This window comes from Halomonas urumqiensis (genome assembly GCF_003028575.1).
GTDB classification, from domain to species: Bacteria; Pseudomonadota; Gammaproteobacteria; order Pseudomonadales; family Halomonadaceae; genus Halomonas; species Halomonas urumqiensis.
The window spans coordinates 273509-286433 of the sequence record NZ_PYUD01000003.1; the positions used below are offsets into that span (position 1 = coordinate 273509).

Sequence of the window (12925 nt, forward strand, 5' to 3'; positions counted from 1 at the left end):
GGAACCGATCATGACAGACACCCTTCCCTCCCATGACGCCACCCAGGAGCTCGCCGAGCGCATTCGCGCCGCCGATGCCAGTGGCACGCCACTGCGCATCGTCGGCGGCGACACCAAGGCCCGCCAGGGTCGGCGCGTGGCAGGCGAGCCACTGGCGACCGGCGGGCATCGCGGCATCACCTACTACGACCCGGTGGAATTGATCGTCTCGGTGCGCAGCGGCACGCCGCTGGCCGACCTCGAGGCCGTGCTTGCCGAGCAAGGCCAGATGCTCGGCTGCGAGCCGCCCCACCTCGGTGACGACGCCACCGTTGGTGGCATGGTCGCCACCGGGCTTTCCGGCCCTCGGCGACCCTGGGCCGGCAGTGTGCGCGATTTCGTGCTCGGCACCCGGGTGATCAACCGTGAAGGCGTCGAGCAGCGCTTCGGCGGCCAGGTGATGAAAAACGTCGCTGGCTACGACCTCTCGAGGCTGATGGTCGGCGCCCAGGGCACCCTGGGCCTGCTGACCGAGGTCACTCTCAAGGTGCTGCCATTGCCTGGCGCTTCGCGAAGCCTGCACCTCGACATGCCGCTTGCCGAGGCCATGGAGAAGCTCGCCGAGTGGGGCCGAAAGCCACTGCCGATCACCGCCGCCGCCTGGCTCGATGGCGCCCTGCACCTGCGCCTCGAGGGCGGACCCAGCTCGGTGGCGACATGTGCCGAGCGCCTGGGCGGCGACGCGCTGGACGAGCGCTTCTGGACGGCGCTGCGTGAACAGCGCCTGGCGTTCTTCTCCGAAGACGACCCGCGCCCACTGTGGCGACTCTCGATGCCTCACCACACGCCCACGCTGGCACTGCCGACTACCACCGACAGCGAGTTGCTGTACGACTGGGCAGGCACCCAGCGCTGGCTGAGAAGCTTGCTCCCCGCCGAGACCATTCGCGAGGCCACCGCGCGCGCGGGCGGTCACGCTACCTGCCTTGGCCACCCTGAAGGCCAGGGAGACGTCGAGCCGTTTGCCCCTCTCGACCCGGTCGTGGCCAAGTACCACCAGAACCTCAAACGCGAGCTCGACCCCAACGGGATCTTCAATCCTGGCCGGCTCTATGCGGAATTCTGAGTTCCGCGCAGGTCACGAGCTTTCTGAACGAGCCGTTTGAAACGCGTCATTGGAGAACGTCGATGCAGACGCACTTTTCCGAAGAAGACCTCAAGAAGCCACACATCCGCGAGGCCGACCGGGTGCTGCGCAGCTGTGTGCATTGCGGCTTCTGCAATGCCACCTGTCCGACCTACCAGTTGCTCGGCGACGAGCGCGACGGTCCGCGTGGCCGCATCTACCTGATGAAAGAGATGCTCGAGAGCCGGGACGACGACGACCAGGTCACAGAAGAGACCCGTCTGCATCTAGACCGCTGCCTGACCTGCCGCAATTGCGAGACCACCTGCCCCTCAGGCGTCGAGTATCACACGCTGCTCGACATCGGCCGCGCCGAAATCGAACGCCGAGTGCCTCGCAAGGCAAGCGACCGCGCCTTGCGCTATGGCCTGCGCAAGGCGCTGGTGGAGCCGAAGCGCTTCCAGGCGCTGCTCAAGCTCGGCCAGACCTTCAAGCCGCTGGTACCGGGCGCCCTGCGCGACAAGATGCCGCCTGCTCCCGTCGACGCCGGCGTGCGCCCCGAGGGCAAGCGCCACGCCCGCCAGATGCTGATCCTGGAAGGCTGCGTGCAACCAGGGCTATCGCCCAACACCAACGCCGCCACCGCACGGGTACTCGACCGGCTAGGCATCGGCATCACACCCGTACCGGAAGCCGGCTGCTGCGGCGCCATCGACTTCCACCTCAACGCCCAGGAAGAAGGCCGCGCCCGGGCGCGGGCCAACATCGATGCCTGGTGGCCGCATATCGACAAGCACGGCGAGGCTGGTATCGAGGCGATCATCCAGACCGCCAGTGGCTGTGGGGCCTTCATCAAGGAGTACGCGGACATCCTCGCCGATGACCCGCACTATGCCGCCAAGGCCGCTCGGGTCAGCGAACTTGCCCTGGACCTCGTCGAGATCCTGCGTGATGAACCCCTCGACAACCTGACCCTGAAAGAAAGCCGCACGCTGGCCTTCCAGTGTCCCTGTACCCTGCAGCATGCCCAGAAGCTCGGCGGCGCCGTGGAAGAGGTACTCAGCCGGCTCGGCTTTTCCCTCACCCCGGTGAGCGATTCGCACCTGTGCTGCGGCTCGGCGGGCACTTACTCGATTACCCAGCCGGCGTTATCGACGCAGTTGCGCGACAACAAGCTCGACGCCCTTGAGGCAGGACACCCCGATGTCATCGTCACCGCCAACATCGGCTGCCAGACCCACCTGGCCGGCGCCAACCGCACCCCGGTGAGACACTGGATAGAAATCGTCGATGAGGCGATCTCGACACAGGAGTCACCGCTCGCCACTCATAACGCGTAAGCCACAACTCACGACTTACAACTCACGACTTACAAGTCACAACACAAAGGAGTAACACCATGAAGACGAAGTCCGTTCTGACCCTCAACGACGTCAATGCCATTCTCGACGCCGCCCAGCAGGAGGCCGAGGCCAACGGCTGGAAGGTGACCATCGCCGTCGCCGACGATGGCGGCCACCTGCTTGGCCTGCGTCGCCTCGATGGCGCTCCCGCCATGACCCCCGGCATCGCCAGCGAAAAGGCTCGTAGCTCCGCACTGGGTGCCCGTGAGACAGCGCTGTTCGAGGACATGATCAATGGCGGACGCAACGCCTTCCTGTCCGCCCCGCTGCAGGGCATGCTGGCCGGCGGCGTGCCGGTGATCATCGACGGCGAGATGGCCGGCACCGTCGGTATCTCCGGCGTCAAGCCGGACCAGGACGTGCAGATCGCCAAGGCCGGTATCGCCGCCATCGGCTGATCGGATTGCCCCCGTCGGCCGAGCTTCGCTGGCCGGCGGGGACCTGCAGCGTCAAGCCCGATGGACGCCTTCCAGCAGCCAGTGGCAAAGCGCCTGCTTGGCACTCCCGGTTTCGCTGGGGCGCACATCGATCAATCCGTATCCGCGAGGTGTCGCCAGGCGCATCTCCTCCAGCCCGACCAGCACACCGCTTGCCAACTGATCATCGATCAGTCCCCGCCATCCAAGCCCGATCCCCTGCCCGGCGATCACCGCCTGGATCAACAGGGTGTAGTTGTTGAAGGTCAACTCGGCGGGCTGCGCATAGTCCATGTCGGCCAGTTGCCGAAAATATTCGGGCCAGTCGAGCCAGGGTTGCTGGTCTTCGGCGAACAGCGCCATCAAGGGCAATTCGGCAAGCCGTGCCAGCGAGTCGATCGGCCCATGGCGTTCCAGGAACGCCGGGCTGCAGACCGGCAACACCTCCTCGCCGAACAGCCGCGGCGCTTCCACGAGCATGCGCTCGTTGCAGAACAGCAGCGCTACATCGACGTCCTGGTCGTGCCAGTCCAGCGTGCCCTGCTGGGTGGTGAGGCGTACGTCGATATCCGGATGACTGTGGCGGAACTGCGGCAGGCGCGGCAGCAACCAGTAAGCGGCAAACGAGAAGTCCGTCAGGATATTGAGCCGACGGTGCCGATGCTGGCGATGCAGGCGGTCGAGGGTCCGCTCGATGGTCGCGAACCCGTCCTGGACGCTTGTAAACAGTGCCTGCCCGGCCTCGGTGAGCCTGACTCCACGGTAGATCCGCTCGAACAGCGGGATGCCCAGTTGCTCCTCGAGCGCACGGATCTGCTGGCTGACCGCCGACTGGGTCGAACGCAGCTCACGGGCGGCGGCGGTGAAACTCAAGTGCCGGGCGGCGACCTCGAACACGCGAAGCCCCTGTGCAGATACCGTACGGCCGATCAACGACATTAGCTCACCTTATACCTTGCATAAAAATCCACTGAGTTTACAGCACCTGGCATCAGCAGGGAGACTAGCGTGAGACAAAACACGCCGCGCAGTTCTCCCGGAGGCCCCCTCGATGCCCGCCAAGCAGCCACATATCCTGTTCCTGATGGCCGACCAGATGACCGCCAGCAAGCTACCGTTCTACGGGCATCCCGTGGTCAAGACGCCGCATCTGTCGCGACTCGCCGCCGAGGGCGTGGTGTTCGACTCCGCCTACTGCAATTCCCCGCTGTGCGCGCCATCCCGCTTTACCCTGATGGCCGGTCAATTGCCATCCCGGATCGGCGCCTACGACAACGCCGCCGAATTCGCCGCCGACATTCCCACCTATGCCCATTACCTTCGCGACGCCGGCTATTTCACGTCGCTGTCGGGCAAGATGCACTTCTGCGGCCCCGATCAGTTGCACGGTTTCGAGCAGCGACTGACCACCGACATCTACCCCGCCGACTTCGGCTGGTTCGTCGACTGGGAGAATGTCGACGAGCGCCCGAGCTACTACCACAACATGGCATCGGTGACTCAGGCCGGCCCCTGCGTGCGCTCCAACCAGCTCGACTTCGACGATGAGGTCGCCTTTCGCGCCCAGCGCTTTCTCTACGACTATGCGCGCAACGGTGAAACGCGCCCGTTCTGTCTGACGGTGTCGATGACGCATCCCCATGACCCCTACACCATTCCCCGCGAGTACTGGGACCGCTATGAGCATGACGCCATCGACATGCCCCGGGTGCCCTACTCTCGTGAGCTGATGGATCCGCACTCCCAACGGCTGCGCCATGTCTACCAGCTCGAGGAAGGGGGCGTCAGCGACGCACAGATCCGCAATGCCCGTCACGCCTACTATGGCGCGCTGAGCTATGTCGACGACCAGGTCGGCGCGGTGCTCAAGGCGCTGGAGGAGACGGGCCTGGCCGAGGACACCATCATCGTGTTTTCGGGCGACCACGGCGACATGCTCGGTGAGCGCGGCCTCTGGTACAAGATGAGCTGGTTCGAGGATTCGGCGCGGGTGCCGATGATCGTCCATGCACCGGGCCGTTTCGCGCCGGGCCGGGTCAGCGAGTCGGTATCGACCATGGATCTGCTGCCGACCTTCGCCGAGCTCGCTGGCGGCGGCCAGGCCCCGGAATACGCGGTCCCCGTGGACGGGCGCAGCCTGCTGCCGCATCTCACCGGTGGCCAGGGCCATGACGAAGTGATCGGTGAATACCTCGGCGAGGGCGCGATTGCCCCGCTGTTGATGATTCGTCGTGGCCGCTACAAGTTCGTGCACAGCTCCCCCGACCCGGACCAGCTCTTCGACCTTACGGCCGACCCGCTGGAGCTGACCAACCTGGCGACGGCACCAGAGCACCAGGACCGCTGCAAGGCCTTCCGCGACGAGATCGCAAGCCACTGGGACTACGATCGCCTGCATGCCGAGGTGATCGCGAGCCAGCGGCGGCGCAAGCTGGTGTCGCGTGCGCTGATGAAAGGCAAGGTCACGCCCTGGGACCACCAGCCGGTGTTCGATGCCAGTACCCAGTACATGCGCAATACTATCGACCTCGACGATCTCGAGCGGCGGGCGCGCTTCCCCGAAGTCGACGCATGATGACCGGCAAGCGCGCGACCGTGATAAGCGCCGCGGAAATCTTTCGTACCGTAGATGGTAGGATCGAAGGGCGGCACCACGATTCACCTCCAATAGCGCTGTCCAATAGCGCTGCACTGCCAACAACAAGGAGAAGTGACTCATGAATAGTCCAAACGACCCGTCGTCGTCCCCTCCCATGTCGGGGGATATGCAGACGGACTACGTCGTCGGCCAGGACAATATCGAAGGCCAGCTGGGGCCGATCGGCTTCGATATCCACAACCGGGTGTTCGTCGTCTCGGCGCTGGCCTCGGTGGTCTTCATCCTGCTCACCCTGATGTTCCCGGAACGCGCGGGAAGCATGTTTCAGTCCATCGTGGCGTTCTCCACCGGGACGCTGGACTGGTACTTCATGATCGTGGTGGACTTCTTCGTGCTGTTTTGCATTGCACTGGTCTTCCTGCCATATGGTTCCGTCAGGCTCGGCGGGCCGGATGCACGGCCGGATTACGGCTACCTGTCCTGGTTCTCCATGCTGTTCGCCGCCGGTATCGGCATCGGGCTGCTGTTCTTCGGGGTGCTCGAACCCGTCTACCACGCCAACGTGTCCTTGCCACTGGGCGTTACCTCGCCCTTCGGCGGCGATGGTGAACTCAACCCCGACGCAATCGCCGACGCCAGCGCCCTGGGCATTGCCGGTACCTATCTGCATTGGGGCATACATGGCTGGGCCGTCTATGTGGTGATGGCATTGGCACTCGCCCTTTTCACCTACAACAAGGGGTTGCCCTTCTCGATCCGTTCGGCGTTCTTTCCGATCCTCGGCGACCGCGTGTGGGGCTGGTGGGGCCATGTGATCGACATCCTGGCGGTATTCTCCACCCTGTTCGGCCTGGCCACTTCGCTCGGGCTCGGCGCACAACAAGCCAACGCGGGGATGAATTTCGTGTTCGGCCTGGACGTCACCACCGGCACCCAGGTCGTGATCATACTCCTGGTGACCGCGGCGGCGCTGGTCTCGGTCTGGCGCGGCCTCGAAGGCGGCGTCAAGAAACTCTCCGAAGTCAACATGGTGCTGGCGGTACTGTTCTTCTTCTTCGTGCTGTTCGCCGGCCCCACCCTGGTGGCCCTGAGCGGCTTCTGGACGGGGCTTGTGACCTACGCGAAGGAATTCGTGCCGCTCTCGGCCCCCTTCGGTCGTGACGACGATGCCTATCGCCAGGCCTGGACCATCTTCTACTGGGCCTGGTGGATCAGTTGGGCACCGTTCGTCGGCATGTTCATCGCCCGGGTGTCGCGTGGGCGCACGGTTCGTGAGTTCGTGACCTGCGTGCTGCTGATTCCCAGCCTGTTCATCTTCATCTGGATGGGCGTGTTCGGTGCCACCGCACTGGATCAGCTTTATGCCAACCCCGGCGCCAGCCTGGTCAAGGAATACGTGATCGACAGCTACAACCCGGAACTGTCGCTGTTCGGCATGCTCAATGAGCTGCCGCTGACCGGTCTGATGTCGACCCTTGGCATCATCCTGGCGTTGATCTTCTTTATCACCTCGTCTGACTCGGGCTCTCTGGTGATCGATACCATCACCGCCGGCGGCAAGATCGACGCCCCGCGGCCCCAGCGCATGTTCTGGGCCACGGTGGAGGGCCTGATCGCCATTGTGCTGTTGATCGGTGGCGGCCTGTCGGCGCTCCAGGCGGGGGTGACGGCGACGGCGATTCCCTTCTCCGTGGTCATGCTGCTGATGTGCTACACCATCATCGTGGCACTCAATGGCGAGTTGCGCAGAAAGGCAACCTGACGCAAAGACCTCATTAGCGTCCTCATCACTTGCCGCGTATCATTCGACGTCATCACCAACACACAAGAGCCCCGATCGTCTCGGGGCTCTTGCTCGTTAGAGGTCGTCATGCCGCTGCTCGCCTTTCTTCCACCCCTCGGGGCCGTGCTGATCTGGTCCGGGAACATGACCATCAACCAGTTGACGGTTGGCACCATCGCCCCCAGCAGCATCGCCTTTTTGCGCTGGGTGCTGGCGCTGGCCGTGCTCACTCCCTTCGTGCTGCCATCCGCCTGGCAGCATCGCGATGCCATCCGCCGCCACTGGCCCAAGCTTGCGATACTCGGCCTGATCGGCATGGCGCTGTGGCAGGGCCTTGCCTACGTGGCCGCCGAGACCACCTCGGCCACCAACATGGGCATTCTCGCCGCCATGGTGCCGCTGCTCACCGTGCTGCTCAGTGCCCTGATCCTGCGTGAGTCACCGAGCCTCGGCGGCTCGCTGGGCGGCATCATCGCCTTGCTCGGCGTGACCGTGCTGCTGGGGCACGGCAACCCACTCTCGCTGCTTCAGTTGGAAGTCGCCCTGGGCGACCTGCTGATGGTGGTGGCCGCCACCTGCTATGCGCTCTACGGGGTGATGCTCAAGCGCTGGCCACTGGATCTCCCGCCCTGGGTCGTGCTCTACGTGCAGGTCTGCTTCGCCGTGCTGTTCCTGCTGCCGGGCTACCTGCTGGGGCCGATGACCCCGGTGGACGGCCAGAACGCGTGGCTGATCCTCTACGCGGGCATTCCCGCCTCGATCATCACCACCTACCTGTGGATGCGCGCGGTGCGCCAGATCGGCGCGAGCCAGGCCAGCATCTTCATCAACCTGATGCCGCTGTTCAGTGCGCTGATCGCCATGGTCGCACTCGGCGAGCGAGTCGCGCTGTTCCACTTCATCGGCGGGGCACTGGTGCTGGCCGGGGTGATCATGGCGCAGACGCTGACTCGGCCGCTTTCGGCCAGCCGCGCCTGAATCAAAGCGCGTTGCGGCGCCGCAATTCGAGAATCAATGCGCTGTGATCGAGGTCGCCATCGCCGTGCTCGACCAGGTCGGCATACAGGGCATCGGCAACACTCGCCACCGGCAGGTCGAGCCCCAGCGCGCGGGCGCGGGCCAGTGCCGTACGCGTATCCTTCCACTGATACTTCGACGGGCCGCCGGGGGTGAAATTCTCCTCGATCATGCGCAGGCCATGCTGGTTCAGGATCGTGGAGTCGGCGAAACCGCCGGCCAGCGCGTCGCGGACCCTGGCCGGGTCCGCCCCGCCACGTTCGGCGAACAGCAGCGCCTCGGCGACCGTGGCGATGGTGCCGGCGACGATCATCTGGTTGGCGAGCTTGGTCTGCTGCCCGGTCCCGGCGGGCCCCACATGCACCGGCCGCCCCATGGCGGACAACACCGGCCGTGCGGCCTCGAAGACACTCGCCTCGCCGCCGGCCATGATCGCCAGGCTGCCCTCTATGGCACCGCGCTGGCCACCGGATACCGGCGCATCGAGATAGCCAAGCCCGCCCGCCGCGCAGCGTTCGGCCTGAGCGATGGCGGTTTCGACCGGAATCGAGCTCATCATGATCAGGGTGGCCCCTGACGCCAGCCCCGGGCAGGCCGCGTTGTCATCATCGAACATCACGGCATCGCAGGTTGGGCCATCGCTCAACATGCAGATCAGCAGCGAGGCCCCCTCGGCGGCGTCGCGTGGGCTCGTGCACGCCTCGCCACCCGCCTGGACCAGGTCTTGCAGCTTCTCCGGCGAGCGATTCCACACCCGCACCCGATGGCCCGCCGCCAGCAGGTTCTTGGCCATCGGGCCGCCCATCAGCCCGGTGCCGATGAATCCAATCGTCTCGCTCATCATTGGTCTCCTGTCAGTGTGATGCCCTCGTCCTCGACATGGGCACGTATGATCGACTCGATGTCGCCGTCGGCATGAAAGCCGAGTTCGGCAGCCCGCGGGGCTTCGACTCGCGATGGCCAGCTGGCGACAATCCGCTGAATTTCCGCATCCGCGTGCCACTCGATCAGCTCGCGGGCGGCGGGTCCCGCCACGCTCTCAAGGGCCGCCACCATCTCGGCGATGGTCACGGTGAGCCCGGGCAGTGGAATAGTACGCGATTGGCCCAGGCGTTCACCGTCAAGACTCATGGCGTGCAGCATGGCGTCAAGCACGCGACGCGGCGAGGTGATGTAGACCGGGGTCTCGGGGGTGACCGGGCAGACCGCGCGCTCACCCACCAGGGGCTCTCGGATGATCGAGCTGACGAAGGTCGAGGCGGCCTTGTTCGGCTTGCCCGGACGCACGGCGATGGTCGGCAGGCGCAATGTGCGCCCGTCGACGAAGCCCCGCCGGGAATAATCGTTGACCAACATCTCACCAATGGCTTTCTGAGTGCCATAGGAAGAGACCGGTGTCGGCAGGGTATCGTCGACCACCACCTCCGGCAGCGGGCCGCCGAATACCGCGAACCCGCTGGCATAGACCAGCCGGGCGGGCTTCGGCTGGGCCCGCAGCACCTCGAGCAGCGCCAGCAGGCCGTGCAGGTTGACGCGCATGCCCAGATCGAAGTCCGCCTCGGCGGCGGAGCTGACCACCGCCGCCAGGTGCCAGACAAGGTCGACCTCGCGAGTCAGTTCCTCGAGCAGTGCGCTGTCGTCGATCTCGCCGATCCGCACGTCGAGACGTGGGTCGTCGGGAAGATCGTCGGCGGGAAAGGCATCGAGCAGGGTGATCTTGCCGATTTCTCGCGGTGCCTCGCCCTCCAGGGCAAGTGTCGGCTGGTCAAGCAGGTGGCGCGCGAGCCGCTTGCCGATGAAACCGGTTCCACCGGTGATCAGAACACGTAATGGACGTTGCATGCTGGGCTCCAGGCATACGTCACCCGGTGCTTGCATCACGGCCCGGGCGACAGGTTCAATGAACCCATATGGATACCAGCCAAGCCTATCGCGAACTGTCACCAGAATGACAATTCCTGTTACTTTCCCCGCTTCCGGTCTGCCCCGTATGCGAGATCGGTTGCGCAAGGATGTCCTGCTCGACGCGCTTCCCGACGACACCATCGACCGCTTGCTGAAGCTCGCCCAATGGGCGCGGCTGGGCTGGATTCGGGTGCGCTACCGGCGGGTCGTGGTAGTCGATCGGGCACAGCTGGCGAACCTGGTCGGCTGACCTCGGCCCCCCGGGGACATGCTAGAATGGTCGACTTGCCAGATACGCCAGACAAGGATGCACCATGTCACTCGAAGACCTGCACCTCACACTTCGCAACCTGACGCTGGATGACTATCCCCAGCTTGAATCGCTGATGGATGCCATCTATCACGACATCGGCGGTTCCTGGTCGAAGCACACCATGGACAACCTGATCGAGGCCTTCCCGGATGGCCAGATCGGCATCGAGGACGACGGCAAGCTGGTCGGCATGGCGCTCACGGTGCGCGTCGATTACGACGAGTTCACCAACCCCCACAAGTATGACGACCTGATCGGCAAGCGCGAGGTGATCCTCGACAAGCCAGACGGCGACGCCATGTACGGGCTCGACGTACTGATCCACCCCGATTACCGCGGTTACCGGCTGGGCCGGCGACTCTACGATGCCCGCAAGGAGCTGTGCCGTTCGCTCAACCTGCGCGCCATTCTCGCCGGTGGGCGGATTCCCCAGTATCACCAGCACTCCGACGAGCTGTCGCCGACCCAGTACATCGATCGTGTGACCCGCAAGGAGATCCACGACCCGATCCTCTCCTTCCAGCTGGCCAACGACTTCCAGGTCAAGCGCCTGCTGCGCGATTACCTCCCCGAGGACGACAAGTCGGAGGGCTACGCCACCCTGCTCGAGTGGAACAATTTCCTGTTCGAGCCGGCGGAAATGGTGCTCGAGACGCGCAAGACCCAGGTGCGGGTCGGTGCCGTGCAGTGGCAGATGCGCGAGTTCGATTCCGTGGAAGCGGTGCTGCAGCAGATCGAGTACTTCGTCGACGCCTTGTCGGACTACAAGAGCGACTTCGCGGTCTTCCCGGAGCTGTTCAACGCCCCGCTGATGGGCCTGCAGGATCGCGCCGCCCAGCAGGACCAGGTCGCCGCCATTCGCTTCCTGGCCGGCTTCACCGAGCGCTTCAAGAGCGAGCTGTCACGCATGGCGGTCTCCTACAACATCAATATCGTCGCCGGTTCGATGATCGAGGTGGGTGAGGATGACCGGCTCTACAACGTCGCCTACCTGTGCCACCGCGACGGTGAGATCGAGTGCCAGGCCAAGCTGCACATCACGCCACAGGAGCGTCGCGACTGGGTGATCGAAGGCGGCGACGACCTGCGGATATTCGACACCGATGCCGGCCGCGTGGGGATACTGATCTGCTATGACGTCGAATTCCCGGAACTCGGCAGGCTGCTGGCCGATCAGGACATGGATATCCTGTTCGTGCCGTTCTGGACCGACACCAAGAACGGCTACCTGCGCGTGCGCCACTGCGCCCAGGCCCGCGCCATCGAGAACGAGTGCTACGTGGTGCTGTGCGGCAGCGTCGGCAACGTGCCCTCCATCGAGAGCCTGGACATCCAGTACGCCCAGTCGTCGGTGTTCTCGCCCTCGGACTTCTCCTTTCCCCACGATGCGGTGCTCGCCGAAACCACCCCCAACACCGAGATGATCATGTTCTCCGACCTGGACCTGACGCGGCTCACCGTGGTGCGCAACGAGGGCTCGGTGACCAACCTCAAGGATCGCCGCAAGGACCTGTTCGACCTGCGCTGGCGCGACTGGTCGTGGAAGTCCGGGGCCAACCTCGAGGAGAACTGAGGCGATGCTTGGCCGGCTGCGCCGCCTGGGGGGCCGTGGCCTCGCCTTCCGTCGCCCGTTGCCGGAAGCGGCCTGGCGGGAGGCGTGCCAGCGCGTGCCCCTGCTGGCCACACTCGATGCCGCCGACGCCGCCAGGCTCGGCAAACGGGCCTGGCAGTTCCTGGGTACCAAGCGGCTCAGCCTGCATCCCGAGTTTGCCGAGAACAGCGTGTTCGACGAGCCGGCCCAGCTCGTACTGGCTGGCCAGGTCTGCCTGCTGACCCTTGGTTGGGATGACGCCGAGCATGTCGACGCCTTCGCCAACGTTCATGAAGTGCTGATCCTGCCCGAGGCCTTCAACCGCCGAGTCGAGGAGATGGACGAGTTCGGCGTGATGCACGAATACGTCGATGAGCGGGCCGGCGAAACCTCCCACCAGGGCCCGGTGGTGGTGGCCTTTCCGGACCTCATGGAGAGCGGCGATTTCACCGGCTTCAACGTGCTGATCCATGAGTTCGCCCACAAGCTCGACATGGGCAACTCGCTGGATACCGATGGCTTCCCGCCGTTGCCGCGCGATATCGACCCCAGGGATTGGCACGCCATATTCCAGGGCGTCTGGGACGATCTCCAGGCACGCCTCGCCAGGGATGAACCCACCCCCATCGACGACTACGCGGCCAGCCATCCCGGCGAGTGCTTCGCGGTGTGCTGCGAAGCCTTCTTCAGCGCCCCGGACCAGCTCGACGGCGCCTACCCGGCGCTATATCAGCTACTCTCGCGCTACTTCCGCCAGGACCCGCTCACGCGCCTGCCGGTCGATCATTGAGCC

12 protein-coding genes are annotated in these 12925 nt (G+C 64.8%); 9 read left to right on the forward strand and 3 right to left on the reverse strand.

What is annotated here, in order from left to right; translation table 11 throughout:
* The first annotated feature begins 10 nt into the window (after nucleotides 1–10).
* From glcE to C6V82_RS11085, 3 genes are all read left to right on the forward strand, one after another.
* Nucleotides 11–1105 (forward strand): glycolate oxidase subunit GlcE, encoded by a 1095-nt coding sequence (gene glcE, locus C6V82_RS11075; protein WP_102587067.1) that lies wholly within the window; start codon nucleotides 11–13, stop codon nucleotides 1103–1105.
* A gap of 62 nt (nucleotides 1106–1167) precedes the next feature.
* A complete protein-coding gene (gene glcF / locus C6V82_RS11080; RefSeq protein WP_102587068.1) occupies nucleotides 1168–2445 on the forward strand; it encodes a glycolate oxidase subunit GlcF in 1278 nt (425 codons plus the stop codon).
* A 59-nt stretch (nucleotides 2446–2504) separates the two neighbouring features.
* The gene (locus C6V82_RS11085) at nucleotides 2505–2906 is read left to right on the forward strand and encodes a GlcG/HbpS family heme-binding protein (protein ID WP_102587069.1); all 402 of its coding nucleotides are present in this window, start codon (nucleotides 2505–2507) and stop codon (nucleotides 2904–2906) included.
* Nucleotides 2907–2957: 51 nt separating this feature from the next.
* Here the strand turns inward: C6V82_RS11085 and C6V82_RS11090 are convergent, their stop codons facing one another.
* A complete protein-coding gene (locus C6V82_RS11090) occupies nucleotides 2958–3863 on the reverse strand; it encodes a choline sulfate utilization transcriptional regulator (RefSeq protein ID WP_102587070.1) in 906 nt (301 codons plus the stop codon).
* Between the two features lie 112 nt (nucleotides 3864–3975).
* On the opposite strand from C6V82_RS11090, the gene betC reads away from it, so the two are divergent.
* The 3 genes from betC (at nucleotide 3976) to C6V82_RS11105 (ending at nucleotide 8284) form a co-directional block, all read left to right on the forward strand.
* Nucleotides 3976–5499 (forward strand): choline-sulfatase, encoded by a 1524-nt coding sequence (gene betC / locus C6V82_RS11095; RefSeq protein WP_102587071.1) that lies wholly within the window; start codon nucleotides 3976–3978, stop codon nucleotides 5497–5499.
* Between the two features lie 142 nt (nucleotides 5500–5641).
* On the forward strand, nucleotides 5642–7285 hold the full coding sequence (locus C6V82_RS11100) for a BCCT family transporter (protein ID WP_102587072.1): 1644 nt from the start codon (nucleotides 5642–5644) through the stop codon (nucleotides 7283–7285).
* A gap of 108 nt (nucleotides 7286–7393) precedes the next feature.
* Nucleotides 7394–8284: a DMT family transporter gene (locus C6V82_RS11105; RefSeq protein WP_102587073.1), complete on the forward strand. Its 891-nt coding sequence runs from the start codon at nucleotides 7394–7396 to the stop codon at nucleotides 8282–8284.
* A 1-nt stretch (nucleotide 8285) separates the two neighbouring features.
* Here the strand turns inward: C6V82_RS11105 and C6V82_RS11110 are convergent, their stop codons facing one another.
* Both C6V82_RS11110 and denD read right to left on the reverse strand, forming a co-directional pair.
* Nucleotides 8286–9164, reverse strand: a complete 879-nt coding sequence (locus C6V82_RS11110; protein WP_219724475.1) for an NAD(P)-dependent oxidoreductase — start codon at nucleotides 9162–9164, stop codon at nucleotides 8286–8288.
* On the reverse strand, nucleotides 9164–10165 hold the full coding sequence (denD, locus tag C6V82_RS11115) for a D-erythronate dehydrogenase (RefSeq protein WP_102587075.1): 1002 nt from the start codon (nucleotides 10163–10165) through the stop codon (nucleotides 9164–9166). The genes C6V82_RS11110 and denD overlap by 1 nt, the downstream gene beginning before the upstream one ends.
* Nucleotides 10166–10325: 160 nt before the next feature.
* Here denD and C6V82_RS18120 point away from each other — a divergent pair, with 160 nt between their 5' ends.
* The 3 genes from C6V82_RS18120 to C6V82_RS11125 all read left to right on the forward strand — a co-directional run bounded on the left by C6V82_RS18120 (nucleotide 10326) and on the right by C6V82_RS11125 (nucleotide 12922).
* Nucleotides 10326–10478, forward strand: coding sequence for a hypothetical protein (locus tag C6V82_RS18120; protein ID WP_180978230.1), 153 nt, complete (start codon nucleotides 10326–10328; stop codon nucleotides 10476–10478).
* 64 nt (nucleotides 10479–10542) lie between these two features.
* Entirely contained in the window at nucleotides 10543–12114 is a 1572-nt protein-coding gene (locus C6V82_RS11120; RefSeq protein ID WP_102587076.1) for a bifunctional GNAT family N-acetyltransferase/carbon-nitrogen hydrolase family protein, read from the forward strand.
* A 4-nt stretch (nucleotides 12115–12118) separates the two neighbouring features.
* Complete coding sequence (locus tag C6V82_RS11125; RefSeq protein ID WP_102587077.1) at nucleotides 12119–12922, forward strand: M90 family metallopeptidase; 804 nt, start codon at nucleotides 12119–12121, stop codon at nucleotides 12920–12922.
* Nucleotides 12923–12925 lie beyond the last annotated feature (3 nt).

Bases quoted from the DNA above. Each gene is read 5' to 3' on its own strand.
- glcF (WP_102587068.1), top strand. From the start codon at position 1,168: ATGCAGACGCACTTTTCCGAAGAAGACCTCAAGAAGCCACACATCCGC.
- denD (WP_102587075.1), bottom strand. From the start codon at position 10,165: ATGCAACGTCCATTACGTGTTCTGATCACCGGTGGAACCGGTTTCATC.
- C6V82_RS11125 (WP_102587077.1), top strand. From the start codon at position 12,119: ATGCTTGGCCGGCTGCGCCGCCTGGGGGGCCGTGGCCTCGCCTTCCGT.
- C6V82_RS11110 (WP_219724475.1), bottom strand. From the start codon at position 9,164: ATGAGCGAGACGATTGGATTCATCGGCACCGGGCTGATGGGCGGCCCG.
- C6V82_RS11100 (WP_102587072.1), top strand. From the start codon at position 5,642: ATGAATAGTCCAAACGACCCGTCGTCGTCCCCTCCCATGTCGGGGGAT.
- glcE (WP_102587067.1), top strand. From the start codon at position 11: ATGACAGACACCCTTCCCTCCCATGACGCCACCCAGGAGCTCGCCGAG.
- C6V82_RS11105 (WP_102587073.1), top strand. From the start codon at position 7,394: ATGCCGCTGCTCGCCTTTCTTCCACCCCTCGGGGCCGTGCTGATCTGG.
- C6V82_RS11090 (WP_102587070.1), bottom strand. From the start codon at position 3,863: ATGTCGTTGATCGGCCGTACGGTATCTGCACAGGGGCTTCGCGTGTTC.
- C6V82_RS11120 (WP_102587076.1), top strand. From the start codon at position 10,543: ATGTCACTCGAAGACCTGCACCTCACACTTCGCAACCTGACGCTGGAT.
- betC (WP_102587071.1), top strand. From the start codon at position 3,976: ATGCCCGCCAAGCAGCCACATATCCTGTTCCTGATGGCCGACCAGATG.
- C6V82_RS11085 (WP_102587069.1), top strand. From the start codon at position 2,505: ATGAAGACGAAGTCCGTTCTGACCCTCAACGACGTCAATGCCATTCTC.